The sequence below is a fragment of the Corynebacterium confusum genome, assembly GCF_030408715.1.
In the GTDB taxonomy this organism is placed as follows: Bacteria; Actinomycetota; Actinomycetes; order Mycobacteriales; family Mycobacteriaceae; genus Corynebacterium; species Corynebacterium confusum.
In genome coordinates this window covers 1,270,618-1,294,585 of sequence record NZ_CP047202.1, presented here as the reverse complement: position 1 = coordinate 1,294,585, position 23,968 = coordinate 1,270,618, and the positions used below count along the sequence as shown (strand labels likewise).

The following is a 23,968-nucleotide window of genomic DNA, read 5'->3' as shown; positions in this document are numbered from 1 at the left end:
GCGAATGCGTTAGGCTCTTAGGGGCAAAACAGCCGCTCCGCGGCGCCTGTGGAGGAGAAGGAGAGAAATACTATGACGGTCGGACCCGCCCAAATTGCCATTATCATTCTGCTGATCGTGCTGCTTTTCGGCGCGAAGAAGTTGCCGGACCTGGCCCGCTCGATGGGTCGTTCGATGCGCATTTTCAAGTCGGAGGTCCACGAGATGGGCAATGACGACCAGCGCTACCAGGACGAGCAGCAGCGCCAGCAGCAGGGGCAGATCAGCCAGACCCCGGCTAGCCAGCAGCAGTCGGACGAGGACTTCTGGAACAGCCCGCAGATGCAGCCGCGCTACGACCAGAACAACCAGCAGGCACCGCGTCCTGACAATCAGTAAAATCCCTACCCGCCCGTTCGCGGGAGCTGTTCGTCTTGTGTCGTGCTAACCAGGAAGTGTTCTAGAAGCGATGTCACCTAGCCCGAAGGGTTCTGAAGGTTCGCGGTCCCTACCGCAACCCAGTGCTCGCGCCGGTGCGCCGGCTCGCCGTCAACGGCAGCACGGGGGCGCGTGGGCACGCCTGAAGAAGGCGCAGGAAGCCCGCCGGGCACGTAAGAACCCGACGGGGGAGATGACGCTCATCGAGCACCTCCAGGAGTTGCGCCGGCGGATCGTCTACTCGCTCATCGCCCTGGTCATCGGCACGGTCATTGGTTTCCTCTGGTACCAAAACGCCCCGTTTGGTTGGCCTACCCTGGGCGAGATCCTCCGCGAGCCTTATTGCTCTCTGCCAGCGGACAAGCGCGCCGACTTTACTAACGACGGCACGTGCCGCCTGCTGGCCACGACCCCGTTCGAGATGCTGATGCTGCGCATCAAGGTAGGCGCCCTGGCCGGCGCGGTCATCTCTTCGCCCGTCTGGCTCTACCAAGTGTGGGCGTTTATCGTGCCGGGCCTGCACAAGAAGGAAAAGCGTTACACCTTCATGTTCGTCAGCGTCGCTGGCGTGCTCTTCGTCACCGGCGCCGCGCTGGCCTACTTCGTCCTCTCCGAGGGCCTGGAATTCCTGATGTCCATCGGCGCGGAGTACCAGACCGCCGCGCTGACCGGTAAGGAGTATTTCGGCCTGATGCTGACCATGCTCATCCTCTTCGGAATCGCCTTTGAAGTCCCGCTGCTCATCATCGCGCTGAACCTGGTGGGGGTGCTCGAGTACGAGCACGTCAAGGGCAAGCGCCGCATCCTGTTCATCATCGTGATGATCATCTCCGCCTTCATCACCCCGGCCGACCCTTACTCGCTCATTGCTTTGGCGGCGGCCCTGTGGATTCTCATCGAGTCGGCCTTCCAGTTCTGCCGCATCAACGACAAGCGTCGCAACCGCCAGCGCCCGGTCTGGATGGACCTGGACGACGAGCAGGCCTCGCCGCTGGGCACCGGCCCGGGCGCGGTGGGGCCGACCGAACCGGTACCCGCGCCCACCCCGGTTAACCCGCCGAGCAGCCACCCCAGCGCCCCGGCGTCCGCGCGTCCGGTGAGCGCTCATTTCCAGCCGCAGGGCAGCAGCCGTCCGGCCCGCCCGCAGCAACCGGAGAGCGGCTTCTTCGACGACGTACTCTAGGGCCGGGTAAGCTGGGCGGCTATGACGCAGTCGCATCTGGAATACTTCTCGCACAATCTGTCCTATTCGCTCGATGAGTTCCAGCTACTCGGCTGCCAGGCGGTAGAGCGCGGAAGCGGGGTGCTGGTGTGCGCGCCAACCGGCGCGGGCAAGACAGTTGTCGGCGAATTCGCGGTCTCCTTGGCGCTGTCCCGGGGCACCAAATGCTTTTACACCACCCCGATTAAGGCGCTGAGCAACCAGAAGTACCACGACCTGGTCGACCAACACGGCGAGGACGCCGTCGGCCTGCTCACCGGTGACGTTTCCATCAACGGCGACGCGGAGATCGTCGTGATGACCACCGAGGTGCTGCGCAACATGATCTACGCGAAGTCGCCTGCGCTAGATCGATTAAGTCACGTGGTCATGGACGAGATCCATTTCCTGGCGGATGCCTCCCGCGGCGCGGTCTGGGAAGAGGTGATTCTAAACCTCGACGAGTACGTCTCAATCATCGGTTTGTCCGCCACGGTGTCGAACTCGGAGGAGTTCGGACGGTGGCTGCGCGCGGTGCGCGGCGAGACCGAAGTCATCGTCTCCGAGCACCGCCCGGTGCCGCTGGACCAGTGGATGATGATTGGCCGGCAGGTCTATTCGCTTTTCGAACCCGGCACCGACGGGGAGGTCAACCACGAGCTTCTCCGCCGCATGCGCCGCTTGGAGGCAGGCGATACGGACGAGGGGCGGGCCGACTACCAGTCGGGCAAGGGCTTTCGGGCGCGCTCGGGCGGCGGCCGCAGCGGCGCACGACGCCCGCAGGATCGCTACCGCCCGCTGGGCCGACCGGAGGTTCTCAAGGCCCTGCAGGGCAAGGACATGTTGCCGGCGATTACCTTCATTTTCTCCCGGGCCGGCTGCGACGGCGCGCTCTACCAGTGCCTGCGCTCCCGCATGAGCCTGACCACCCCGGAGGAAGCAGCCGAGATTGTTGAGACGGTCAACGCCGGTGTCGAGGGAATCCCAGAAGAAGATCTCGAGGTGCTGAACTTTAAGTCTTGGCGCACCGCGCTCAGCCGCGGTTTTGCCGCCCACCACGCCGGGATGCTGCCGGCCTTCCGCCACATCGTCGAAGACCTCTTCGTCCGCGGGCTGGTACGCGCGGTCTTCGCCACTGAGACCCTGGCGCTGGGCATCAACATGCCGGCGCGCACGGTGGTGCTGGAAAAGCTCATCAAGTTCAATGGCGAGGCCCACGTGGATCTCACCCCGGGCCAGTACACGCAGCTGACCGGCCGCGCCGGCCGCCGCGGCATCGACACGCTGGGCAACGCGGTGGTCCAGTGGGCCCCGGCGATGGATCCGCACTACGTGGCGGGTCTGGCCTCCACGCGCACCTACCCGCTGGTCTCCACCTTCCAGCCCGGCTACAACATGGCCATCAACCTGCTAGGCATGCTCGGCTTCGAGGATTCGCTGCGCCTGATGGAAAAGTCTTTTGCGCAGTTCCAGGCCGACGGATCCGTGGTGGAGGAGACCCGCGAGGTTGAAAAGGCCGAGCACCGCGCCCGCCAGCTGCGCGAGCAGCTCGACGAACTCATCAGCGCGCTGGCCCCGCCGGCTTGCGATGCCGCTACCGCCCGCCAGGAGCTGCTGGACTATATCCAGCTGCGCCAGGAGCTGACCGCTGAGGAACGCTCCTCCCAGGTCAACGGCAAGCAGGAACGCTCCAAGGAGGTCACCACGGTCCTGGCCAAGCTGCAGGTCGGCGACGTCATCGCCCTGGCTACCAAGAAGCAGCCGTTGCTGGCGGTGGTCAACACGCCAGCCAACCAGACCAAGGATCCGCGCCCGTGGGTGACCACGGAAGGCGGTTGGTCGGGCCGTATCGACGCCTCCGGTATTGCCAACCCGCCCATCGTGGTCGGCCATATGAAGCTGCCTAGGCGCGTGACCAAGGCGCCGCGCAAGTCCGCGGGCTACGTCCAGAAGCTCTTCCAGCGCAACAAGTACCCGCGGCCGAAGAAGATGCGTCTGACCCCGCGGCACCGGCCCAACAAGAAGGTCGGCGAGCTGCGCGATGCCATCCGCCAGCACCCGGTCCACGCCTGGCCCGCCACGGACCGGGAACAGCTGGCCAGCATGGCCCACAAGCTGGCCCGGCGCGAGAAGGACGCAGACAAGCTGCGCTCCAAGATCACCCAGGCTACCGACACCCTGGGCCGCACCTTCGAGCGCATCGTTGACCTGCTGTCTGAGATGGACTACGTCGAGTTCGTCGGCGCGGGCACGGACCGGCACCCGGAGATCACCGAGGAGGGCGAGCGCCTGGCCAAGATCCACAACGAGTCGGATCTTTTGGTCGCGCAGTGTCTCAAGCGCGGGATCTGGAACGACCTGGACCCGGCGGAGCTGGCCGGCGTGGTCTCTGTGTGCACGTTCGAGAACCGCAAGGCCACCCGCGGGGAGCCGGAGGCCGCCACCGACGCGATGGCCGACGCGATGAACGCCACCTGGCGCATCTACACCGAGCTGGTCGCCGACGAGCAGCGCCACCGCCTGCCGGTCACCCGGGAGCCGGAGCCCGGCTTCGCCTTGGCCATGCACCAGTGGGCTGCGGGTGCCCCGCTGGGCTATTGTCTGGCCGCGGCGGCCGAGTGCGGCGCGGAGTTGACCCCCGGCGACTTCGTGCGCTGGTGTCGCCAGGTGGTGGATCTGCTCCAGCAAGTCGCCAAGACCGGCTACGAAGAAGGCATCCGCGCCAACGCCCGCCGGGCCATGGACGCTATTCAGCGCGGCGTGGTGGCCATCGGCGCCTAAAGCCTCACCGGCGTCGCGCTATAGCCCGTGGAACCTATACAGCCCGTGGTTCGGCGCACAGGGCCTCAGCAGCGGCGCGGATTGCCGGCAGGTGCGGAGCGGTGACGCTGACGGTCGCGACTCCGAGGTTGGTCCCGAAGGGATCCGCGATAAGTGACTGCGTGGCGACGATCTTGCCGCCCGCGATGACCGGCCCGCCGGAGTCACCTTTGACCGCCGGGGGAGCGTTGCGTACCAGGGCCGCGGGGCAGTGCGGAAGAAGTGCGCGCAGGTAAGCACCAGGCGGGTTCTTCTTGGACTGTCGGCAGCATGGCCGGTTCCGCTGTACGGCTCGGCGATGAGAACGCCGGAGCAGACGCGGTTGCGCTCGTTAAGGCGCACGGTGGTGGAGCTGGCAATTTCTTCCCACTGGTCGAAGGAGTCATCCATGGGCGGTTACACTGTTGTCCTATGGGTGAAAATTCTTCTGCTTTCCCTTCCGAAGTCTATCGAAGCCGGATCGCTGCGGCGCAGCAGCAGGCGCGTACCAACGACGTGGCCGCGCTGGTGATTAGCCCGGGCGCTGAGTTCGCCTATTTCACCGGCTCCTGGATGAGCTCTCACGAGCGTTTTAGCGCCCTGATGATCCCGGCCGCGGGGGAGGCCTTCCTGCTGGCGCCGGCTACCGATGGCGCAGAGCTGGCTGCCGCCCCAGTCGCGGAGCTCAACCTGGATTTCCACGGCTGGCAGGACGACACCAACGCGCACGCGCTGGCCGCGGATAAGCTGCGTCAAGCCCACGCGGCGGTAGCCGAAGACGGCGCGCGCCTGGCGGTCTCCGGGGTGATGGACGCCGCGCACCTGTTGGGCCTGCAGGCCCAGTTCCCGTCCGCGCAGTGGGTCGCGGCCGACCAGGTTATCGGCGCGCTGTTCTCCCGCAAGGACGCCGAGGAGATCGCGCAGCTGCGCGCGGCCGCGTTGGCTATCGATGCCGTCCACGCCCGTGTGCCCTCCCTGCTCCAGCCCGGCGTGACCGAACAGCAGGTGGCCGATCAGCTCACCGAGCTCATTCTGCAAGAGCACGACGCCGTGGACTTCGTCATCGTCGGCTCCGGCCCGAACGGCGCGAACCCGCACCACAGCTTTTCCGAGCGCGTGCTTAACGAGGGCGAGCCGGTCGTCGTGGATATCGGAGGCACCTTCGGGGCCGGCTACCACTCGGATTGCACCCGCACCTACGTGGTCGGTGGTGACGCCTCCCGCGCGCCGGAGGACTTCCAGGCTGCCTACGAGGTGCTGTGTCAAGCCCACGCCGCCGGCATGGAACAGGCCCGCCGCGGGGCCACCGCAGGCAGCGTCGATGACGCGTGCCGCCAGGTCATCACGGACGCCGGCTGGGGTGAGTTTTCACCCACCGCACCGGGCACGGCATCGGCCTATCCACCCACGAGGAACCCTTCATCGCCGCCGGCAACGACCTGGAGCTGGCTGAGTCCATGACCTTCTCCATCGAGCCCGGCATCTACAAGGAGGGCGAGTGGGGCATGCGCCTGGAAGACATCGTCACCATTAACGGCGACGGTGTGGCCGAGAGCCTGAACGAGGGCGAGCGCGGCCTGCGATGAGCGCGCAGGACTACACCGCCGGCCACGCGAAACCAGCCCCGCAGGTCCCGGGCGCGGTCCTGGTACTAGGCGGGCGCTCGGATATCGGCACGGAGATCGCCGCGCTGCTCGCCCCCGGGCGCCGGGTGGTGCTTGCCGCCCGTGGGGACGAAGGCATCGATAAGCAACGCGCCCGTCTGCGGGCTGCCGGTGCTCGGGAGGTCGACTTCCTCGACTTCGACGCGCTCGATATGGACAGCCACCGCGCGGTGGTGCGCCGCGCCCGCGAAGTCGCCGGCGAGATCACCACGGCGGTGGTGGCCTTTGGGGTGTTGGGCGATCAGGAGCGCGCCGAGGCCGACGAGGCCCACGCCTCCCACATCGCGCAGCTGGACTACACCGCGCAGGTCTCTATGCTGACCGTGCTCGCCGACGAGATGGAACGCGGGCATATCGTGGCTTTTTCCTCCATCGCGGGTTGGCGTGCCCGCCGGGCCAACTACGTCTACGGCTCCACGAAGGCCGGCCTGGACACCTTTTGCCAGGGGCTGGCGGATCGCCTGCACGGCGGGCCCCTGGCGCTGATCACCGCCCGGCCCGGCTTCGTCATCGGCTCCATGACCGAGGGCATGAAGCCCGCGCCGCTGTCCGTGACCCCCGACGTGGTGGCACGCTACGTCGTCGACGCCATCGGCGGGGAAGCGGACAAAGCAGCAGCTGGTGGCGCATTGACCAGCCGCACGCTGTGGATCCCGGGCACGCTCCGCTTCCTGGCGTGGGTGATGGCGCTGGTACCGCGCCCCATCTGGCGGCACATGCCGCGCTAGGCCATGGGGCTGACGATGCCCTCTGGGCTGACCGCGCTGGCGTCGAAGATGAACCCGCGGGGAGCCAGCACGCGCAGCACGACGTCGGCGTTGCCTTCGGCCAAGCCGTGCAGGACGAGCCCGCCGAAGGGCGTGACGGTAATCGGCACGCCGAGGTGGCCCAGCAGCGTGGCGTATTCGGCCGGCAAAACACCCTCGGGCAGGGCAGTGCCCAGATCCACGAGTCCGTCGTCGCGGTGATCCGCCAGCCACCCGATGGGCCCGACTGAGCCGGTGTCAGTGTTGGCATTAGCCGTGCCGGCCCCGCCAGTCGTATCGGCGGTGTCGGCGGCTTCTTGCTTAAGAAGCTGACGGACGTGCTCCCAGGCATCCTCCTGGGCAGCGTGGCTAGCCAGTTCCTCAGCGCCGCGGAAGACGGTAAATGAAGACCCGGCCAGGGCTACTCGGAAGCGGGCCGGCACAACCTGGAACGGCTCGTCCGCGGCGCCGATGGCCACGCGGGCGCTACCGGCCGGACCAGCGGTTCCGTCTTCGGCAAGGTGGTCGGCGAGCCCGCAGGCGAAGTCGCGAGCGGCATCAGACAGGGGAGAGGCTAGAATTTGATGCGCGCTGCCCGGCCACGACAGCTGGCTCAGGCCGTCTGCCACGGCCTCCTGGTCCTGGATGCCGCGCAGGGCCACGCGGCTCCACGCGCCCAGATAGATCTTGCCATCGGCAAAGTCGTAGGCCGTTTTCCCGAGCGCAAACCAATCGTCCGGGCGGGTAAGGCCACCGGGAATGAAGGTATCAGCGGCCGGCGCGGAACCGGAGTGAGAGAAATTCAGCAATGCCATAGGCAGTAGTCTAATTGCCGCTGCCGCGTACCCGTCTCATCACCGTCTTCGCGCCTGTTCCACATTGTCCAGTCAGGCAGGTAGGCTAGGGAATTATGCCGTTTCTGCTGTTTGTCGCCTACTTGGTTTTGGAAACCCTGACGTTTTGGGCCGTGGTCTCGCTCATCGGCGTGGGCTGGGCGCTGGTCGCTTTGTTCGCCACTATGTTCTTCGGGATGTCGATAGCTGGCTGGGAGGCTCGCCGGATCATGAGCTCCAAGGTCGTGCGCCAAGAAGACGGAACGGCCGTCATGCAGGACGATACCCCGGGCAAGACCGCCGGCAACGTCGGCCTGACCATGGTCGGCGGCATCCTGCTCACGCTGCCGGGATTTTTCACCACGCTGGTCGGCCTGCTCTTCTTGTTCCCACCGACCCGGGCGCTGCTGCGCGGCTTCATCGCCTTCCGCCTGGTGCGTTCCGTGGAGAACTTCGGCGTGCGTCTCTACGACCGCAGCCCGATGTCGCAGCAGCACGATAGCTACGGCAGCTTCGGAGGCTCTGCCGGCGGCGCCGGTGCGGCGCATGAGCCGACCGTGCTCGAGGAAGAAGAGATCCGCCGCTGGTCCGAAAACGCTAACCCGTCCGACTTCGGCGAGCCGGACTCGGGTGATGCAGACGGCGAAAACGGCACGAACCCGGGGGACAAGCGCTAGTGTGGCTACTGCTTGCCCGGTGGCTGCTGGCGGCCGGGTCGGGGGCGATGGTCTATACCGGCTACGCCCCGCTGAATTGGTGGCCCATGGCCTACGTGGGCATCGCGCTGTTCTATTTCAGCCTGTCCCCATGGCGCGGGGAGCGCGTCTCGCTGCGACTGGGCGCGGGGCTGGGTTTTGTCCACGGTTTTGCTACCTACGCGCTGTTGCTGCCGTGGATCGGGGAGCTGGTCGGTAACACGCCCTACCTGGCCCTGGCTGCGGCGCTGAGTCTCTACGCCATCCTGACCGGGCTGTGTGGGGTAGCAGTAGCGCGCTGGCGCTTTGGCTACCTTGCCTTCCCGTTTATCTATCTTGCCGTCGAGTTTGTGCGCTCGTCGGTACCTTTTGGCGGCTTCGCCTGGGTGCGCCTGGCGTGGGGACAGGTCAACGGGCCCCTGGCACAGCTGGTCCAGTGGGGCGGGCCCGCGCTGGTGACGGTGGCGGCCAGTCTGCTTGGCACGAGCCTGGTGGCGGTCTGGTCGCGGCTCCACGCCGTTCGTTTCACGGCCGTGGGCGTCATCATGGCGGTTGTTGCCGCCAGCTTCGTTGCCGGCTGGACCCGCGGCATGGCCGGCCACGAGACCGGGCGGGTGACCGTCGCAGCCGTGCAGGGCAACGTCCCGCGCATGGGCCTGGATTTTAACGCCCAGCGCCGCGCGGTCCTCAAAAACCACGTGCGGGTGACCAAGCAGCTAGCAGAAGACGGCCACGAGCCGGACCTGGTCATCTGGCCGGAGAATTCCTCCGACGTCAACCCCTTCACGGACGAGGAAGCGCGTGCTGCGATCGAGGGCGCGGTCGAGGCCGTCGGCGTACCGATTATGGTCGGCACCTTGACTTACGACGAGGTTGGTGCCCGCAACACCATGCAGGTATTCGAGCCCGGCGGGCACTCCGGCGACCGGCACTATAAGAAGTACCTGCAGCCTTTCGGCGAGACCATGCCCATGCGGGACTTTTTCGCCAAGCTGTCCGACTACGTGGAGCTGGCCGGCGACTTCAAACCCGGCAACGGCAACGGCGTGGTGAGCATGGCCGGCGTCGCAGTGGGCGTGGCCACCTGCTACGAGGTCATCTTCGACCAGGCTTTCCGCACCGCGGTGCAGTCCGGTGCGCAGATTCTGACCACCCCCACCAACAACGCCACCTTTGGGTTTTCCGACATGACCTACCAGCAGCTAGCTATGAGTCGCATGCGCGCACTGGAGACCGACCGCGCGGTGGTGGTCCCGGCGACTTCCGGCGTGTCCGCCATCGTGCACCCGGACGGGAAGGTCAGCCAGGAGACGAACATCTTCGAGGCCAAATACTTGGTTGAGGACCTGCCACTGCGCAGCGGCGAGACGCTTGCGGTACGCTTTGGTTCGATCCTGGAACTGGCCATGGTTATTATTGGTGGAGTATTAGCGCTGGCTGCCCTGATCTCTGCCGGATCCCGGCGGTCGGCTGCCGCGAGCCCCACGGCCGCAAGGGCTAAGAAGAACACCCGCTCCATGCGGGCCAAGAAATAGAAGGAGCCTCCCACTCGTGACCGCTAACTCAGCGTCGACGCTGGTCATCATCCCCACCTTCAACGAGCTGGAAAACCTCCCGCTCATCACCGGCCGCGTGCGTTCCGCCACCCCGGAGGTCCACGTCTTGGTTGTGGACGATAACTCCCCGGACGGCACCGGCGACTTGGCCGATGAGCTGGCCGCGAAGGATGAGAACCTCCATGTGCTGCACCGCGAGGGCAAGGGCGGCCTGCTGGGCGCCTACCTCGCCGGCTTCGAGTGGGGCCTAGAGCGCGGCTACCAGGTCCTGTGCGAGATGGACGCGGACGGCTCCCACGCCCCGGAGCAGCTGCACCTACTGCTGGAAGCCATCGATAACGGCGCCGACCTGGTGATCGGCTCCCGCTACATCCCGGGCGGCGAGACCGTCAACTGGCCGGCCTCCCGCGAGTATCTGTCCCGCCTGGGCAACATCTACATCTCGGTGGCCCTGGGCGCCGGTTTGTCGGACATGACCGCCGGCTACCGCGCCTTCCGCCGCGAGCTGCTGGAGGCACTCGACTTCGACGAGCTGTCCAATGCCGGCTATATCTTCCAGGTGGACGTCGCCTTCCGCGCCGTTAAGAAGGGCTTCGACGTGCGCGAGGTGCCGATCACCTTCACCGAGCGCGAGTACGGCGAGTCCAAGCTCGACGGCTCTTTCGTCAAGGATTCTCTCTTCGAGGTCACCAAGTGGGGCGTGCAGCACCGCGCGGAGCAGGTCGGCGACGTTGCCCACGAGACCGGGCGCATCGCCCAGCAGACTCTCAAGGAGATCGGCGCCTACGACCTGCCGCACAAGGCGGGAAACAAGCTGCGTTGGCTCGGCAACTTCGGCGAGGAGCTGGGCAACCTGGCCAAGCACCAGTGGAAGGCCATGCGGCGCGGCTAGCGCGGGGCCTGCTATGGGCGCGGTAGTCTAGTCAAAAGTTATTTTCCACTCGGATCGTTCGGCACGTACCTGCCGATGGAGGAGACACCATGGCTACCGTGAGCTTTAAACACGCCAGTTTGACCTACCCGGGCGCACAAGCGCCGTCCGTGGACGACTTCGACTTGGAGATCGCCGATGGCGAGTTCCTCGTCCTGGTCGGCCCGTCGGGCTGCGGCAAATCGACCACGCTACGAATGTTGGCGGGCCTTGAGGAGGTCACCTCGGGCAGCATCTTCATCGGTGATAAGGATGTCACCAGCCTCGACCCGCGCGAGCGCGATATCGCGATGGTCTTTCAGAACTACGCTCTCTATCCGCACATGAGCGTGCGCGACAACATGGGCTTTGCCCTGAAGCTGGCCGGGGAGTCGAAGGAAGAGAACAACCGCCGCGTCGACGAGGCCGCCCAGACCCTGGGCTTGGTCGATCTGCTGGATCGGAAACCGAAGGCTCTCTCCGGCGGCCAGCGCCAGCGCGTGGCCATGGGGCGCGCCATCGTGCGCAGCCCCCAGGTCTTCCTCATGGACGAGCCTTTGTCCAACCTGGACGCCAAGCTGCGCGTGCAAACGCGCACCCAGATCGCGGCCCTGCAGCGCCACCTCGGTGTGACCACCGTCTACGTCACCCACGATCAGACGGAGGCGCTGACTATGGGCAACCGCATCGCCGTCCTCAACGGCGGCGTGCTCGAGCAGGTCGGCACCCCGCGTGAGCTCTACGAGGACCCGCAGACCACCTTCGTGGCCGGCTTCATCGGCTCTCCGGCCATGAACCTGGGCCGGTTCACCGTCGACGCCCAAGGCCGCGCGTCCTCTGGCGAGGCCTGGATCCAGCTGCCTGATGATGCCGCCCAGGCCCTGGCTGGTGCCGGCGAGAAACAGGTCATCTTGGGCGTGCGCCCGGAGGCCCTGCAGTTGGTCGCGGAGGGCGATGAGCAGGCCTCCCGCAGCGCCTTTATCCCGTTCGACCTGGAACTGGTCGAGGAACTCGGCGCGGATTCCTACCTCTACGGCCAGATCCCGGGCGGCAGTGAGCTCAGCTCGGGGGCCACGACAGAGGAGGCCGCCTCGCCTACGGGCAATGAGCTGGTCATGCGCGCCAAGCCCCGGACCGCGCCGGAAAAGGGCAGCCGGGTCGTGGCCACCGTGGACCACAACCAATTGCACTGCTTCAGCGTGACTACGGGTAAGCGCATCAATAGCGCGGCCACCGTGAAATAGATGAAAAGAAAAACCGCCGGCCCTGAGCCCTTCTAGCTCAGTGGAAGGCGGTTTTTCTACAGCTCGGGGAGTGCTCGCCCGGGCGAGGAGCTACTTCTTATCCTTCTTTTCCTGCTGTTCACGCAACAGGCGGGCAGCGGAACGACGGCGCTTGCGCAGCTGCTGGATGCGTTCTTCGAGGAGCTCGTCCAGCTCGTCCAGGGAGCGGCGTTCGCACAGCATGTCCCAGTGGGTGCGCGGCGGCTTAGCCGGCTTGGCCTCCACGCCCTCACCCTCGACCAAGGTGCCTACCTTGCCGTTCTTGCACAGCCACTCCTCGGGGATTTCTGCGTCATCGGCAAAGGGGACCTCGTAAATGTCGCCGTCTTCGGTGCGGTACTTCACCATCTGGCGGGGCGCAAGGTCGTGGTCGCGATCTGTTTCGTAGCTAACGGCGCCCATTCGGCTGCCACGGAGTACGCGATCTGCCATGCAACATCATCCTTTACTAAATTTACCTATGAAGGTGCGGGGAGATTACTATTCCCGCGTCCAGTCCTAACATTATAACGAAGAGCGCGGTGTGATTGTTCCCAGGTAGGGGTTAATGAGCTAAGGTGGATTACCGTGATGCGTACTTCGGCTCATTCCCGCACAAAGATCACTTGTCAGTGGTGCAATAAGGAAATGGACCAAAACGGCAGGGGGCGACCCCGGAAGTTTTGCAGCGCGGCCTGCAAGCAGCGCGCTTACGAGCAGCGCAACGCGGTCTCGGGGACTACAATCCCGGAGGACGCGATTATCATGTCGCCCAAGAGCGCGGCCGAACTTGCCGATGGCTTGTTCGAGCTGCGCTGCGGGGCGCAGGATATCCAGACCGCCGTCCAGGAGGGTGCCGAAGTCAGCGAAATCAGCCAGTTATGCGAGGAGATGGTGGCCTTGGCCCGCCACCTAGAGGAGTTAAGGTAAAACGCCATGCTAAAGAAGCTTTTCTACAACCGGACTCTGGTCATCAGCGTCTTCGTAATCCTCATTATCGGGCTGACCATCGTGGGGCTAGGCCCGCTGATCTACTCGATGATCGCTGGCCCCGGAGTGACCACCGAGCCGCTCGATGACTCCCGGGCGAAGGAGGCTAGCACCGACGTCAACGGCCAGTGGCGCGTCGGCGACGGAACCGCCCCGAATTTTACCTCCGTGGGCTTTAGCTTCAACGAGGTGCTACCGGCAGAGCGCCGCCTGACCTCGGGCTCGACTACGGCCGTCGACGGCGAGATCGAGGTCACCGACCAGGAGGTGACCGAGGGCTCAATCAAGGTGCTTATGGGGGAGTTGACCACTGATAAGAAGGTGCGCGACCAGAACATGAAGTCCAAGCTCTTCGAAACCGATAAATTCCCCGAATCCTTCTTCAAGCTGACGGCGCCGGTAGACCTGTCTGGCGTGCCGGAAGACGGCACCAAGGGGAAGGTCACCATGGAAGGGGAGCTGACCATCAAGGACGCTACCCAGGAAATCAAGCAGGACTTCGACGTCCTCCGCGACGGCGAGCACCTAGTCATCGGCGGTACCATCCCGATCAACCGCCTTGACTACAACGTGAAGACCCCGGAGTTCCTGGCCGCCAAGGTGGCCGAGGAGGGCGACGTGAACATCCTCATCTCTTTCGAGAGGCAGGATTAGTTCCTTTCGCAAACTAAGTACTAGTTGCTAACTAGCAACTGCGCGGATACGGCTCCGCTCTTCGCCACTTAACCCAATACATCGACCGCAGTCAGAGCCCGCCGCATAAGGTACGGGCGCCACATGGGAACGAGGGGGCCCACAATGTTGACCGAACGCATGATTCCAATGCTATGGTTCCGCCTCGTGGTGGTCCTCGGCTTCGCTATCTTCGTGGCCACGCAGAAGATGTGGCTCGTCATGGTCATCGCCATCGTGCTAGCCGGCCTGACCGGCTGGCAACTCCAGCAGGCCTACCAGAACAAGAAGGAAAAGTAGCGCGCCCGCCATACTGTGCCCCAGGAGATCTGCCGGAGGCATGCCGAAGGCTTCCCAGGCATGAAATCGGATCCAGCGCCGACAGAGTGATCGGCCGGCCCGCCCCGGATATCCTCCTGTTAAAGTCACAGTGACGTAAATAGGGCGAGCTTCCCCTAGGGGTGAAGCGGTCTAGATCTCCGGATCTCGTGCGGAAAAGGTCGCGAGACCGAGATCGTCCACGAGAGCTTAGGTGCTAAGAGAGCTGCCGCCTGGGTTCTGTGAAATACGGGGACGCCCGTAGGGCCCGGCGTCGCAGATTCGGTGGCGTATGGATTAGCCGAGCCAACGAGCGCCACAGGAGCATCGGCGGCGTCGAGTGTCACGACGCGGTCGTCGGCGCGGTGACACTGAGAGAGCTTACGTGTGCCAGCGCGTGGCGAGCAGTATCGGCTGGCCGCCGCATATCGGCAACAGAGTCGTTAAACATCCGATGGCCGAGTGTCTAGCTGAGAGTCACAACAAACGACCGTCGTTCGAAAGGTCATAGAGCTAAACTAGGATAGCCTTGCTAAACGCCCGATATGCGTTATTGGCCGATAATGTACATTATGTCATTTTAGTTCCGGGCCACTCCCCGCCATTTCTACAAACGGCGGTCTTGCGTGCCGGCGGCTTGCGGCACGCATTCGCCCAAGTGGTTTGCCTACTGGTTGCTGTCGAGCGTGTAGTACTCGGCCTGGTTCGGGTAATAGCTTTCCCATTCCAGGATGTCCGGGTCGTCGCCGGAGACTGCGGCCATGAGGCGGTCCAGCAGGAACTCCCACATCGGTCCGATGAACTCCGCGCGGTCCTCGAGGCCGGCCAGTCCGTGGCGCAGCTCGAGCTCGGAGCCTTCCGATGTGTCGGTCAGGCGCAGATCCATCCAGGCGTTCGGGCGGTTGGCGAAGCTGACCTCAAAGCGCAGATATTCCGGCTTCACCTTCTCGGTGACCTTGATGTGGACATCCTTGGTGCGGCCGACGTGGTCGACCAAGTAGCACGGGTGGCCCTCGGGGCTGTCGGACTCCTTGGTCCACTCCCCGTGCCAACGACCCAGATCCTTGGTGTCCGTCAGGTAGCCCCAGATCACGGACGGGCCCTGGTGAAATTCCCGCTCAATCACTAGTTCCGGGCCGCCGTCGGCGTCCTCGATCTCCCCTGTCGGGTCGTAAAAATCCAGTTCTTGACTCATTTATCTTAGCCTAGCTGGCCATTAAGGCCCGCGCGCAACTAGGTGCGGACAGCCTACCCCGTTAAAGGGTAAACAATAGGTGGCCGCGAGCTAGCGCTGCCCGCCGCGGCTGCGGTGCGTGGCGACGAACTGGACCGAGTCGAGCATCTCCGCCTTCAGGAGGGCTTCGCGGAGGGCGAATTGGAACATCCAGAGCCGGCGGTAGACGGGGTCGAAACCGGCCGCGGCCGCCTCCCGCAGGCGCCCGGAGAAGAACGAGCGCTGCTGCGTGATGGATTCGCGGTAATGCGAACCGGCGTGGGTCTCCCCGATGATCCGCAGGTGGCCGTTCTTCTCAAAGGCCTTGTGCACGTCAGCCGCGGTCGGGTACTCAAGACCCGGCCAGATATAGGCGCGCAGCACCTGGCACGCTGAGCGGGCAGCCGGCGTCATGTTCTCGGTGGCGACCAAGGACTGGACGGCCGCCTTTCCCCCACTGATAAGCAGCCGCGCCAGGGTGCCGGTATAGTCGGCGCGCTGCCGCGGGGTCAGCGCCTCGAAAAGTTCGACGCTAATGATTGAATCGTAGCGGCCGCGCCATTGGCGGGGTCCCGGGATCGGGGCATCGATAAGTTGGCAGTGCACGGAGTCCTCCGCGCCCTCTAGTAGGAAGAACTCCTCCAGCGGCCGCATGCTGTCCGGATCGGCGGAGAGCAGATCAACGGTCGCTTTCCGCCCGGCTGCCTCCACCGCGGCGCGAGCGCCGGAGGAAGGAAAGACTAGGCAATGCGAGCCGGAGCGGACGCCGGTGGCATCGAGCAGCCAGTTCGCCGCGCGCGTCTGGGCGGACTTGAGATCCTCGCGGTCGACTGCCTGCGGCTCCGTCATGGTGGTCACATCGACGAAATGCGCGCCGGCCGGCAACCCGCGGCGGTTGTTCTGCTCGGTATCGACGGGCTTGCCTTGGCGATCTATGGTCTGGCGGGTGGTGGTCGGCACCCCGGTGGCAAAGATTCCGCCCTGGTGGCTCACACTATCGCCGGCGTAGAGTGCCAGCAGCTCCTGGGGGATCTCCCCGCCTTCGTACGCGGCCACCGGCGCGGTGGGTGTTTTCGGGGAATATCCGCACTGCACCAGCCGGGTAAGCACGTGGACCAGCTTGTCCGAGTTGGGCGTGGTCCACTCCCCGGCCAGGTAGGACTCGGCCAAGCCCAGCCAGCCGGAACTCGCAATCCGCGCGAACAACGAGTCGTATTCGACCTTGAGGTCCAGTTCTTCCGGGTCCTCGGCATCGAGGACCAGCCCCGCGCGGTCACAGGCGCGGGCAAAATCAGCCTCCGCGTGACGGGCCCGCAGGCCTAGCAGGCGGCCGCTGGGAACGCGGGCTACGCCTGGCCATTGCTCGGCATCGATAGCCGCAGTATGCTCCAAGGCCATTTCCTTCAAAAGTCCAATCCTGACGCCGCCCGCACACCACGCGCCACGTGGGGCAAAAACGCTGTGTAGGCGGCCTCGCGTTCAGTCCGATCGTTCCTAGATTAATGCCGAAACCACCCGCGGCCCGGGTGCCATGCCGAGACCTCTGGTTTATATCGGGGTGAAACTATCTGTTCCGGCGAGTAGCGTTTACAATGTTCAACGGTAGGTACTTAGTTCAAGCATTTAGGAAGGTAGTCATCTACATGTCAGCAACCCCTTACCGCCCCAATGGAGGACGTCACCACGTCGTCGTTATTGGCGCTGGCTTCGGCGGCATCAACGCCGTAAAGCAGCTTAAAGGCACGGAAGTCGATATCACCATCATCGACAAGAAGAACCACCACCTGTTCCAGCCGATGCTCTACCAGGTGGCTACCGGCATGATCTCCGCTTCCGAGATCGCCCCGTCCACCCGCCAGATGCTGCGCGGGCAGCAGAACGCGAACTTTGTCAACGCCACCGTCACCAACATCGACCTGGAAAACCAGACGGTGACCGCGGAAAACGATAACTTCCACCGCACCTACGGCTTTGACTCCCTGGTCGTGGCAGCTGGTTCCAGCCAGTCCTACTTCGGCAACGACCACTTCGCCGAGTTTGCCCCGGGCATGAAGACCATCGACGACGCTCTGGAGCTGCGCTCCCGCATCGTCTCCGCGTTCGAGCAGGCCGAGCTCACCGAGGATCCGGCTGAGCGCGAGCGCCTGCTGACCTTCATCATCGTCGGTGCTGGCCCGACCGGTGTGGAGCTGACCGGCCAGATTGCTGAGCTGGCTAACCGTACCTTCACCGACGCCTTCTCCACCTACGGCCCGTCCTCGGCCAAGATCTACCTGCTGGACGGCGCTCCCCAGGTGCTGCCGCCTTTCGGCAAGCGCCTCGGCCGCAAGGCCCAGCGCACGCTGGAAAAGCTCGGCGTCGACGTCCGCCTGAACGCTATGGTCACCAACGTCGACCAGGACACCGTCACCTACAAGAACACCAAGGATGACTCCGAGACCACCCTGACCGGTGCCACCAAGATCTGGTCCGCCGGTGTGTCCGCTTCCCCGCTGGGCAAGATGGTCGCCGACCAGGCCGGCGTCGAGACCGACCGGGCTGGCCGCGTCTCCGTCAACGAGGACCTGACCGTGGGCGAGTACTCCAACGTCTACGTCATCGGTGACATGATCAACCTGAACAAGCTGCCGGGCTTGGCCCAGGTCGCTATGCAGGGCGGTACCCACGTTGGCCGCCTCATCGACGCCAAGGTCGACGAGGAGTCCACCGCCAACGAGAAAGAACCTTTCGACTACTTCGACAAGGGCTCCATGGCGATCATCTCCCGCTTCAACGCCGTGGTGAAGATGGGCAAGGTCGAGTTCACCGGCATCTTCGCCTGGTTGGGCTGGCTGGCGCTGCACGCGACCTACCTGGTCGGCATGCGCAACCGCTTCGTCACCTTCATCAACTGGATCTCCAACGCGTTTACCCGCGACCGCGGTAACCTCGCCATCACCGAGCAGATGCGCACCGCCCGCAACGCGCTGGCCAAGAAGACGAAGGATTCCGAGGCCTAAAGAGCCCCCGCGTGCGGTGCCGCCGAGCACCTGCACCTTAACCCCGCCGCAAGTGTGCGCTGGTTTCACCGCCAGCGCGTGCTGCGGCGGGGCTCTTTTTGTCCCTAGCGGCCCGTAGCTGTGTTCTGTGGAGCCTGAACTGGCCTTAGTCGCGTTCCCCGTTGGGGGTGTTTTCCCTCAAACCAGAAAAATTCCGGGTCCGACTCTGTTAGGGTGGACGGCACAACATTGGGGTGCCGGAAGGACTGATTCCGGCTGAGAACATACCCATGGAACCTGCTCTTAGTTAGAACTAGCGAAGGAAAGTGTTGTGAAGGAAGCAGTATGCGCTGCTCTTGCCGCCGTGCGCGAGCGCAATCCCTTGGTCCAGTGCTTGACCAATACCGTCGTCACGAACGTCACCGCCAATGCCCTGCTGGCGATCGGCGCCAGCCCCGCCATGTGCGATACTCCGCAGGAATCCCGCGAGTTCGCGCGCCTGGCCAACGGCATCCTCATCAATATCGGCACCCCATCCGCGGCCCAGTATGAGGGCATGCGCGAGGCAATCGCCGGTGCCAACGAGGCCGGAAACACGTGGGTGCTCGACCCGGTTGCCGCCGGCGGCCTATCCACCCGCACGGAATTTGCCCGCTCAGTAGTCGACTCAAAGCCCGCGGCCATCCGCGGCAACGCCTCCGAGATCATTGCCCTGGCGCAGCTGGGCGAGGGCGGCCGCGGCGTCGATGCCACCGACACGGCGACCGCCGCCCTGCCCGCAGCCCAGGCGCTAACGAAGCGCACCGGCGGCGTGGTGGCTATCTCCGGCGAGAAGGACGTGCTCGTCACCCAGGACGAGGCCTGGGAACTCGCCGGTGGCGTGCCGCTACTCCAGCGGGTCATCGGCACCGGCTGCAGCCTGGGCGCTATCACCGCCGCCTACCTGGGCACGGGCCAGCCGCCGCTCGCCGCGGTCATCGCCGCGCACGCCCACGTGTCCGTGGCCGGCTCCCTGGCCTACCAACAGGCCCAGTCGCCCGGCAGCTTCGCCGTCGCCTGGATGGACGCCCTCTACGACCTGGGCCCGGAGGATTTGATCACCTACAGTGCCCTTCAGCCCGTGGAACTGCCATGAGCCCGATCGACTGGAGCCTCTACCTCGTCACCGACCCGGGGCTAGCCGGCGGCCGGGACAACGTCGCCGACATCGCCGTGGCCGCCTGCCGCGGCGGTGCCACCGTGGTGCAGCTGCGGGACAAGGACGCCAGCGACGCCGAGCTGCTCCTCTATGCCCGCCGCCTGCAGGAACAGCTAGGTAAAGTCCCGCTGTTTATCAATGACCGGGTGGAGCTGGCCGCTGAGCTCGGCTGCCACCTCCACGTCGGCCAGGACGATCACAGCGTCGCTGAGGCACGCGCGCTGCTGGCCGACGATGCCCTGGTGGGGTTATCGGTTGGCTCCGAAGAGGAGCTCGACGCCGCACTCAGCGCCACGGGAGCTGCCCGCCCGGACGTTCTCGGCATCGGCCCTGTCTTTAGCACCGCTACCAAGGCCAACGCGCCCGCCGGTATCGGGGTCGAGGCGGCGGCGCGCCTGGCCGGCCGCGCCGCCGCTGCCGGCATGCCCGCCGTAGCCATCGGCGGGCTGAAGGCCCACAACGTCGCCGAGCTGAAAGGCAGCGCCTTCGCCGGCGTCTGCGTGGTCTCCGCCATCATGGCCGCTGAGGACCCGGCCTCCGCCGCGAGCGAACTCGTCGCCGCCTTTCGCCATTAGTCATTCCGCCCTCTGCCGCACTGCGCACGGCTTCTGCACGCCCTAGTGCTGGATGCTGCGCTTAATTGATTGCTCGATAGGAGTACAACCATGACTCACGTCTACCCGCTTGGTACTAGGTGTACCCAGCCGCTGCCCGTTGCCCGCGTCCTGTCTATCGCCGGGACCGATCCGACCGGCGGGGCGGGCCTGCACGCCGATCTCAAGGCGATCAGCGCCGCGGGCGGCTACGGCATGGCGGTGACCACCGCTATCGTCTCGCAGAACACCCAGGGCGTCGACTCCATCTTCACCCCGCCGGCGCAGGTGTTGCGCGACCAGCTGGCCTCCGTGGCCGCCGACGTGGACATCGACGCGGTAAAGATTGGCATGCTCAGCAACCCGGAGATCATCGACATCGTCCGCGAATTCATCGCCACGCTGAACGGCACGCCGGTCGTCCTGGATCCCGTCATGGTCGCTACCTCCGGGGATCGCCTGTTGGAAAAGGAAGCAGAAGCCGCGATCCTCGATCTGGCGGGCCAGGTCGATTGCGTCACTCCCAACCTGAAGGAGCTGGCGGTCCTCTGCGCACTGAGCCCCGAGGAGGAAGCCACCGACGTGGACCAGGCGGTGGCCATGGCCCAGGGCTGGGCGCAGCGGACCGGGACCACGGTCATCGTCAAGGGCGGGCATCTGCGCGACAACCGCGCGGATAACGCCGTGGTCGATGGCACCGGCCTTATCCACCGCGTGTCGTGTCCGCGGGTGGCGACCAAGAACACACACGGGACCGGCTGCTCCTTGTCCTCGGCGCTGGCCACCCGGCTGGGTCAAGGCGAGGGGCTCGCCGCGGGGCTGGAGTGGTCTACCCGCTGGCTGCACGAGGCGATCGCCACCGCCGACGCCCTGGCGGTAGGCCGCGGCCACGGGCCGGTCGACCACGGGCATCGGCAGCGCCGCCTGGCCCGGGCGGCGAGCGCCGAGCCGGTGCCCGGCGTAGACCTTGCCGCCGCCTATGCCGCGGCGGAATCCCAGCCCGCTCCGCAGCCGTCCATCCCGGCGGCCGGACCGCATACGGCGGCGCTCTGGGCGAGCACTCTGGGTTTGTGGAAAGAACTGCTCGCCCTGCCGTTTATCAGCCGCTTGGGCGACGGCACCCTGGACGCGGATGATTTCAGCTTCTACCTCGCTCAGGACGCGATCTATCTGCGCCACTACTCGACTGCCCTGGGGCGGCTCGGCGCGCTCGCTCGAGACCCCCAGGATCGCCAGTTCTGGGCCGCCGGGGCGGCCGAGGTCCTAGTTGCCGAATCCGAGCTACACCGTGACTGGCTTGGCGGGGAAACTACCGTCCGCCCCTCCGCGGTCACCAGCGCCTACACGGATTTCCTGGTGGCCACGGCCTATACCGAGGATTACGCGGTCGCCGCCGCGGCCGTGCTGCCGTGCTACTGGCTCTATGCCGAGGTCGGACGGCACCTGCTGGCACAGGATCGCGCGGATCACCCCTTCCATGCGTGGCTGCAGATGTACTCGGGCCCCGACTTCGTGGAAGGCACCCAACACGCCCTGCAGATGGTCGAGGACGCCCTGGAGGAGGCCACCGAGGACCAGCGCCAACGCGCCTTCGACGCCTTCTACCGCGCCAGTCTGGCCGAGCTGGCCTTCTTCGACCAAGCCGACCGGCGCTTCTAGCCGGGGCGGTATAACCGCTACTGGATGAGGTCGGCGCCCGGGCGGGTCAAGACGGCGACCAGGAAGGCCGAGTTCGGGCCGAAGGGCTTGAGGTCCCAGGAACTGAACTGGTTGTCCACGCGGAAACCGACCTGCTCGGCCTGGGCGATGAAATCGGCGAATTCCCAGCCGCGGCCGGCGCCAAAGCCGGTCACCAGGCGGCCGCCGGGGCGCAGCGCCTCGAAGATGTGGCGTAGTGCGGGCTCCCGGCCCTCCGGCGCCAGAAAGCCCATCACGTTGCCCGCGGAGACGGCCAGATCGAAGCCGGTTTCGGGGATTTCCTCGGCAGAGAGGTCCCCTACCACCCAGCGACCCTCCGGGAAGTCGTGCTCCGCGTGCTCGATGAGCACGGGGTCGACGTCGACGCCCAGGACGTCGTGGCCGCGGCGGACCAGCTCGCCGCCGACGCGGCCGGTGCCGCAACCGGCGTCGAGGATCCTGGATTCGCGTTCGGCCATGGCATCAATGAGGCGAGCTTCGCCGTTGATGTCTTTGCCCTGGGCCTGCATGAGCTTCCAACGCCGCGCATAGTTGTGGGAATGTTCGGGGTTGGCTGTCGTCAGTTCTTTCCACGTAGGCATAGGTTTCATTATAGGGCGCGGTTTCGCGCTACACTTTATTCGCCGCACTGTGCGGCTACCACTGCCCGACCACGAGGAGGAGGCCGCCATGGCAAATGTGCCCAACCCGCTTCGGCCCCGCAAGAAAAAGCTGTCGCAACCCGAGGTCACCCAGTTCAAGGTCCCCGTCGAAGAGGCAATCGAGCACTGCCGCGTCTTCGTCGATGGCGAGGCCTTACCAGGTGAGTACACCCCGCGCTCAGCGCAAGAAGCCCTCCGCGAATACGGACGTGGTTTCATCTGGGTTGGCATGCACGAGCCGTACGAAGGCCAGATGACCCGGGTAGCCAGCGAGTTCAATATCCACGAGTTGATCGTGGAGGACACGGTCCAGGCCCACCAGCGCCCCAAGCTGGAGCGTTACGACGATCAGCTCTTCGTGGTGGCCCGCTCGGTCAATTACCGCGACCACGACGAGGTCAAGGACAAGCGTCAGATCATTACCACCGGCGAGATCCAGATGATCGTGGCCTACGACTTCCTCATCACCGTACGCCACAGCGCCAAGCTGCCGAACCTGGCCCACTGCATCAACGACGAGCAGGACCTGGTCGAGCTCGGCCCCATCGCGCTGGCCTGGAAGGTCCTGGACATGATGGTGGACCGCTACAAGGAGATCACCACCCTGTTGGAGACCGAGGTCGACGAGGTCGAGGAAGAGGTATTCACCCCGGGCGCGCAGTTCAACATCGACCGCATCTACATGTTCAAGCGTGAGATCCTGGAGATGAAGCACGCCGTCGCGCCCCTGTCCACGGCGTTGCAGGCCATGGTCAACGACCACAAGGATCTGATCCCCAAAAAGATCCGTTCCTACCTGCGCGACGTCAACGACCACGAGCTGGTGGTCCGCGACGAGGTTGCCTCCTTCGATGAGCGCCTTACTTCGCTAATCGATGCCTCGGTGGCGAAGGTTTCCATGCAACAAAACTCCGACATGCGCACCATCTCCGCGGTGGTCGGCATGGCCGCCGCCCCCACGATGGTCGCCGGTATCTACGGCATGAACTTCGACCACATGCCGGAGCTGCACACCGAGTACGGCTACCCCATCGCGCTGTTGGTCATGGTCGGCATTGTGGCGCTGATGTTCTGGTGGTTCCGCCGAAACAACTGGCTCTAGCCGCCCAGCGGCATCGTCCGCAGCTGGGAGCGGGCCATCAGCCGGCCCTGCTCGTCGCAAATGTCCACGCCCCACAGCTGGGTGCGCCGGCCCAGGTGCAGCGGGGTGGCCGTGGCGGTCAACGTCCCGGAGCTGGCCGGGCGCAGGAAGTCGGTGTTGTTATTGACGCCGACGACGGGCCGACGCGCGGCGACCACGCCGGCTACAGAGGCGACCGACTCGGTCAAGCAGGCGTACACGCCCCCGTTGGCCACGCCCCACGGCTGGTGGTGGCGGGCGTCAACGGCCATGGTAGCGCGCACTTCGCCGTTGCTGATGGCCGTATAGGTGATCCCCAGGGTGGCGTCGAGGCCGGTCAGCTGCCGATTGATGGTCGCCAGCTGGGAGTCGTCCAGGGCGGTCTCGTGGGCCGAATAGAGCAACTGTTCTAGCTCGTGGGTCGGGTTTAGGGGTTCTCCGCTAGCACTCATGTCTTCCCAATC

At 65.2% G+C, this 23,968-nt stretch carries 22 protein-coding genes and 1 pseudogene; 17 read left to right on the top strand and 6 right to left on the bottom strand.

What is annotated here, in order from left to right; all coding sequences use genetic code 11:
- Positions 1–72 precede the first annotated feature (72 nt).
- The 5 genes and pseudogenes from tatA (at position 73) to CCONF_RS06025 (ending at position 6,809) form a co-directional block, all read left to right on the top strand.
- Positions 73–378: a Sec-independent protein translocase subunit TatA gene (gene tatA, locus CCONF_RS06045; RefSeq protein ID WP_290221750.1), complete on the top strand. Its 306-nt coding sequence runs from the start codon at positions 73–75 to the stop codon at positions 376–378.
- 232 nt (positions 379–610) lie between these two features.
- Positions 611–1,600, top strand: coding sequence for a twin-arginine translocase subunit TatC (gene tatC, locus CCONF_RS06040; protein ID WP_290221748.1), 990 nt, complete (start codon positions 611–613; stop codon positions 1,598–1,600).
- 21 nt (positions 1,601–1,621) lie between these two features.
- Positions 1,622–4,399 carry a DEAD/DEAH box helicase gene (locus tag CCONF_RS06035; protein WP_290221746.1) on the top strand — a complete coding sequence of 926 codons (2,778 nt, stop codon included), beginning with the start codon at positions 1,622–1,624 and terminating at the stop codon, positions 4,397–4,399.
- A gap of 309 nt (positions 4,400–4,708) precedes the next feature.
- Positions 4,709–6,003 (top strand): annotated as a pseudogene (locus tag CCONF_RS06030) (M24 family metallopeptidase).
- Positions 6,000–6,809 (top strand): SDR family oxidoreductase, encoded by an 810-nt coding sequence (locus CCONF_RS06025; RefSeq protein WP_290221744.1) that lies wholly within the window; start codon positions 6,000–6,002, stop codon positions 6,807–6,809. Before CCONF_RS06030 ends, CCONF_RS06025 begins: the two are co-directional and overlap by 4 nt.
- Here the strand turns inward: CCONF_RS06025 and CCONF_RS06020 are convergent.
- The gene (locus CCONF_RS06020; protein WP_290221742.1) at positions 6,806–7,642 is read right to left on the bottom strand and encodes a cobalamin biosynthesis protein; all 837 of its coding nucleotides are present in this window, start codon (positions 7,640–7,642) and stop codon (positions 6,806–6,808) included. The two genes, CCONF_RS06025 and CCONF_RS06020, sit on opposite strands and share 4 nt — an antisense overlap.
- Before the next feature lie 95 nt (positions 7,643–7,737).
- On the opposite strand from CCONF_RS06020, the gene CCONF_RS06015 reads away from it, so the two are divergent.
- From CCONF_RS06015 to CCONF_RS06000, 4 genes are all read left to right on the top strand, one after another.
- Positions 7,738–8,337, top strand: coding sequence for an FxsA family protein (locus tag CCONF_RS06015; protein WP_290221741.1), 600 nt, complete (start codon positions 7,738–7,740; stop codon positions 8,335–8,337).
- A gap of 47 nt (positions 8,338–8,384) precedes the next feature.
- Positions 8,385–9,890, top strand: coding sequence for an apolipoprotein N-acyltransferase (lnt, locus tag CCONF_RS06010; protein WP_290226291.1), 1,506 nt, complete (start codon positions 8,385–8,387; stop codon positions 9,888–9,890).
- Positions 9,891–9,906: 16 nt separating this feature from the next.
- Positions 9,907–10,803, top strand: coding sequence for a polyprenol monophosphomannose synthase (locus tag CCONF_RS06005; RefSeq protein WP_290221739.1), 897 nt, complete (start codon positions 9,907–9,909; stop codon positions 10,801–10,803).
- A gap of 89 nt (positions 10,804–10,892) precedes the next feature.
- A complete protein-coding gene (locus CCONF_RS06000) occupies positions 10,893–12,065 on the top strand; it encodes an ABC transporter ATP-binding protein (protein WP_290221737.1) in 1,173 nt (390 codons plus the stop codon).
- A 90-nt stretch (positions 12,066–12,155) separates the two neighbouring features.
- Here CCONF_RS06000 and CCONF_RS05995 read toward each other — a convergent pair whose 3' ends face one another.
- Positions 12,156–12,536, bottom strand: coding sequence for an RNA polymerase-binding protein RbpA (locus CCONF_RS05995; protein WP_290221735.1), 381 nt, complete (start codon positions 12,534–12,536; stop codon positions 12,156–12,158).
- A gap of 312 nt (positions 12,537–12,848) precedes the next feature.
- Between CCONF_RS05995 and CCONF_RS11510 the strand changes: the two genes are divergently transcribed.
- The 3 genes from CCONF_RS11510 (at position 12,849) to CCONF_RS05980 (ending at position 14,045) form a co-directional block, all read left to right on the top strand.
- Positions 12,849–13,013, top strand: a complete 165-nt coding sequence (locus tag CCONF_RS11510; RefSeq protein WP_353959488.1) for a hypothetical protein — start codon at positions 12,849–12,851, stop codon at positions 13,011–13,013.
- A gap of 6 nt (positions 13,014–13,019) precedes the next feature.
- On the top strand, positions 13,020–13,727 hold the full coding sequence (locus CCONF_RS05985; protein ID WP_290221731.1) for a YceI family protein: 708 nt from the start codon (positions 13,020–13,022) through the stop codon (positions 13,725–13,727).
- Between the two features lie 159 nt (positions 13,728–13,886).
- Positions 13,887–14,045 (top strand): hypothetical protein, encoded by a 159-nt coding sequence (locus tag CCONF_RS05980; protein ID WP_290221729.1) that lies wholly within the window; start codon positions 13,887–13,889, stop codon positions 14,043–14,045.
- A gap of 685 nt (positions 14,046–14,730) precedes the next feature.
- Here the strand turns inward: CCONF_RS05980 and CCONF_RS05975 are convergent.
- Together CCONF_RS05975 and CCONF_RS05970 are read right to left on the bottom strand one after the other, a co-directional pair.
- On the bottom strand, positions 14,731–15,258 hold the full coding sequence (locus tag CCONF_RS05975) for an SRPBCC family protein (RefSeq protein WP_290221726.1): 528 nt from the start codon (positions 15,256–15,258) through the stop codon (positions 14,731–14,733).
- Between the two features lie 90 nt (positions 15,259–15,348).
- A complete protein-coding gene (locus CCONF_RS05970; protein ID WP_290221724.1) occupies positions 15,349–16,674 on the bottom strand; it encodes a cyclopropane-fatty-acyl-phospholipid synthase family protein in 1,326 nt (441 codons plus the stop codon).
- A gap of 245 nt (positions 16,675–16,919) precedes the next feature.
- On the opposite strand from CCONF_RS05970, the gene CCONF_RS05965 reads away from it, so the two are divergent.
- The 4 genes from CCONF_RS05965 to CCONF_RS05950 all read left to right on the top strand — a co-directional run bounded on the left by CCONF_RS05965 (position 16,920) and on the right by CCONF_RS05950 (position 21,704).
- Positions 16,920–18,275, top strand: coding sequence for an NAD(P)/FAD-dependent oxidoreductase (locus tag CCONF_RS05965; protein ID WP_290221722.1), 1,356 nt, complete (start codon positions 16,920–16,922; stop codon positions 18,273–18,275).
- Between the two features lie 310 nt (positions 18,276–18,585).
- Positions 18,586–19,389 carry a hydroxyethylthiazole kinase gene (thiM, locus tag CCONF_RS05960; RefSeq protein WP_290221720.1) on the top strand — a complete coding sequence of 268 codons (804 nt, stop codon included), beginning with the start codon at positions 18,586–18,588 and terminating at the stop codon, positions 19,387–19,389.
- Positions 19,386–20,027, top strand: a complete 642-nt coding sequence (gene thiE, locus CCONF_RS05955) for a thiamine phosphate synthase (RefSeq protein ID WP_290221719.1) — start codon at positions 19,386–19,388, stop codon at positions 20,025–20,027. Before thiM ends, thiE begins: the two co-directional genes overlap by 4 nt.
- Positions 20,028–20,117: 90 nt before the next feature.
- Entirely contained in the window at positions 20,118–21,704 is a 1,587-nt protein-coding gene (locus CCONF_RS05950) for a bifunctional hydroxymethylpyrimidine kinase/phosphomethylpyrimidine kinase (RefSeq protein WP_290221716.1), read from the top strand.
- Between the two features lie 17 nt (positions 21,705–21,721).
- Here CCONF_RS05950 and CCONF_RS05945 read toward each other — a convergent pair whose 3' ends face one another.
- Entirely contained in the window at positions 21,722–22,324 is a 603-nt protein-coding gene (locus CCONF_RS05945; protein WP_290221714.1) for a class I SAM-dependent methyltransferase, read from the bottom strand.
- Positions 22,325–22,412: 88 nt separating this feature from the next.
- Between CCONF_RS05945 and CCONF_RS05940 the strand changes: the two genes are divergently transcribed.
- Positions 22,413–23,486 (top strand): magnesium and cobalt transport protein CorA, encoded by a 1,074-nt coding sequence (locus CCONF_RS05940; RefSeq protein WP_290221712.1) that lies wholly within the window; start codon positions 22,413–22,415, stop codon positions 23,484–23,486.
- Here the strand turns inward: CCONF_RS05940 and CCONF_RS05935 are convergent.
- Complete coding sequence (locus CCONF_RS05935) at positions 23,483–23,956, bottom strand: PaaI family thioesterase (protein ID WP_290221709.1); 474 nt, start codon at positions 23,954–23,956, stop codon at positions 23,483–23,485. The genes CCONF_RS05940 and CCONF_RS05935 overlap by 4 nt on opposite strands.
- Positions 23,957–23,968: the final 12 nt, after the last annotated feature.

Coding starts and splice junctions, on each gene's coding strand:
- tatA (WP_290221750.1), top strand. CDS start 73: ATGACGGTCGGACCCGCCCAAATTGCCATTATCATTCTGCTGATCGTG.
- tatC (WP_290221748.1), top strand. CDS start 611: ATGACGCTCATCGAGCACCTCCAGGAGTTGCGCCGGCGGATCGTCTAC.
- CCONF_RS06035 (WP_290221746.1), top strand. CDS start 1,622: ATGACGCAGTCGCATCTGGAATACTTCTCGCACAATCTGTCCTATTCG.
- CCONF_RS06025 (WP_290221744.1), top strand. CDS start 6,000: ATGAGCGCGCAGGACTACACCGCCGGCCACGCGAAACCAGCCCCGCAG.
- CCONF_RS06020 (WP_290221742.1), bottom strand. CDS start 7,642: ATGGCATTGCTGAATTTCTCTCACTCCGGTTCCGCGCCGGCCGCTGAT.
- CCONF_RS06015 (WP_290221741.1), top strand. CDS start 7,738: ATGCCGTTTCTGCTGTTTGTCGCCTACTTGGTTTTGGAAACCCTGACG.
- lnt (WP_290226291.1), top strand. CDS start 8,385: ATGGTCTATACCGGCTACGCCCCGCTGAATTGGTGGCCCATGGCCTAC.
- CCONF_RS06000 (WP_290221737.1), top strand. CDS start 10,893: ATGGCTACCGTGAGCTTTAAACACGCCAGTTTGACCTACCCGGGCGCA.
- CCONF_RS05995 (WP_290221735.1), bottom strand. CDS start 12,536: ATGGCAGATCGCGTACTCCGTGGCAGCCGAATGGGCGCCGTTAGCTAC.
- CCONF_RS11510 (WP_353959488.1), top strand. CDS start 12,849: ATGTCGCCCAAGAGCGCGGCCGAACTTGCCGATGGCTTGTTCGAGCTG.
- CCONF_RS05985 (WP_290221731.1), top strand. CDS start 13,020: ATGCTAAAGAAGCTTTTCTACAACCGGACTCTGGTCATCAGCGTCTTC.
- CCONF_RS05980 (WP_290221729.1), top strand. CDS start 13,887: ATGATTCCAATGCTATGGTTCCGCCTCGTGGTGGTCCTCGGCTTCGCT.
- CCONF_RS05975 (WP_290221726.1), bottom strand. CDS start 15,258: ATGAGTCAAGAACTGGATTTTTACGACCCGACAGGGGAGATCGAGGAC.
- CCONF_RS05970 (WP_290221724.1), bottom strand. CDS start 16,674: ATGGCCTTGGAGCATACTGCGGCTATCGATGCCGAGCAATGGCCAGGC.
- CCONF_RS05965 (WP_290221722.1), top strand. CDS start 16,920: ATGTCAGCAACCCCTTACCGCCCCAATGGAGGACGTCACCACGTCGTC.
- thiE (WP_290221719.1), top strand. CDS start 19,386: ATGAGCCCGATCGACTGGAGCCTCTACCTCGTCACCGACCCGGGGCTA.
- CCONF_RS05950 (WP_290221716.1), top strand. CDS start 20,118: ATGACTCACGTCTACCCGCTTGGTACTAGGTGTACCCAGCCGCTGCCC.
- CCONF_RS05945 (WP_290221714.1), bottom strand. CDS start 22,324: ATGCCTACGTGGAAAGAACTGACGACAGCCAACCCCGAACATTCCCAC.
- CCONF_RS05940 (WP_290221712.1), top strand. CDS start 22,413: ATGGCAAATGTGCCCAACCCGCTTCGGCCCCGCAAGAAAAAGCTGTCG.
- CCONF_RS05935 (WP_290221709.1), bottom strand. CDS start 23,956: ATGAGTGCTAGCGGAGAACCCCTAAACCCGACCCACGAGCTAGAACAG.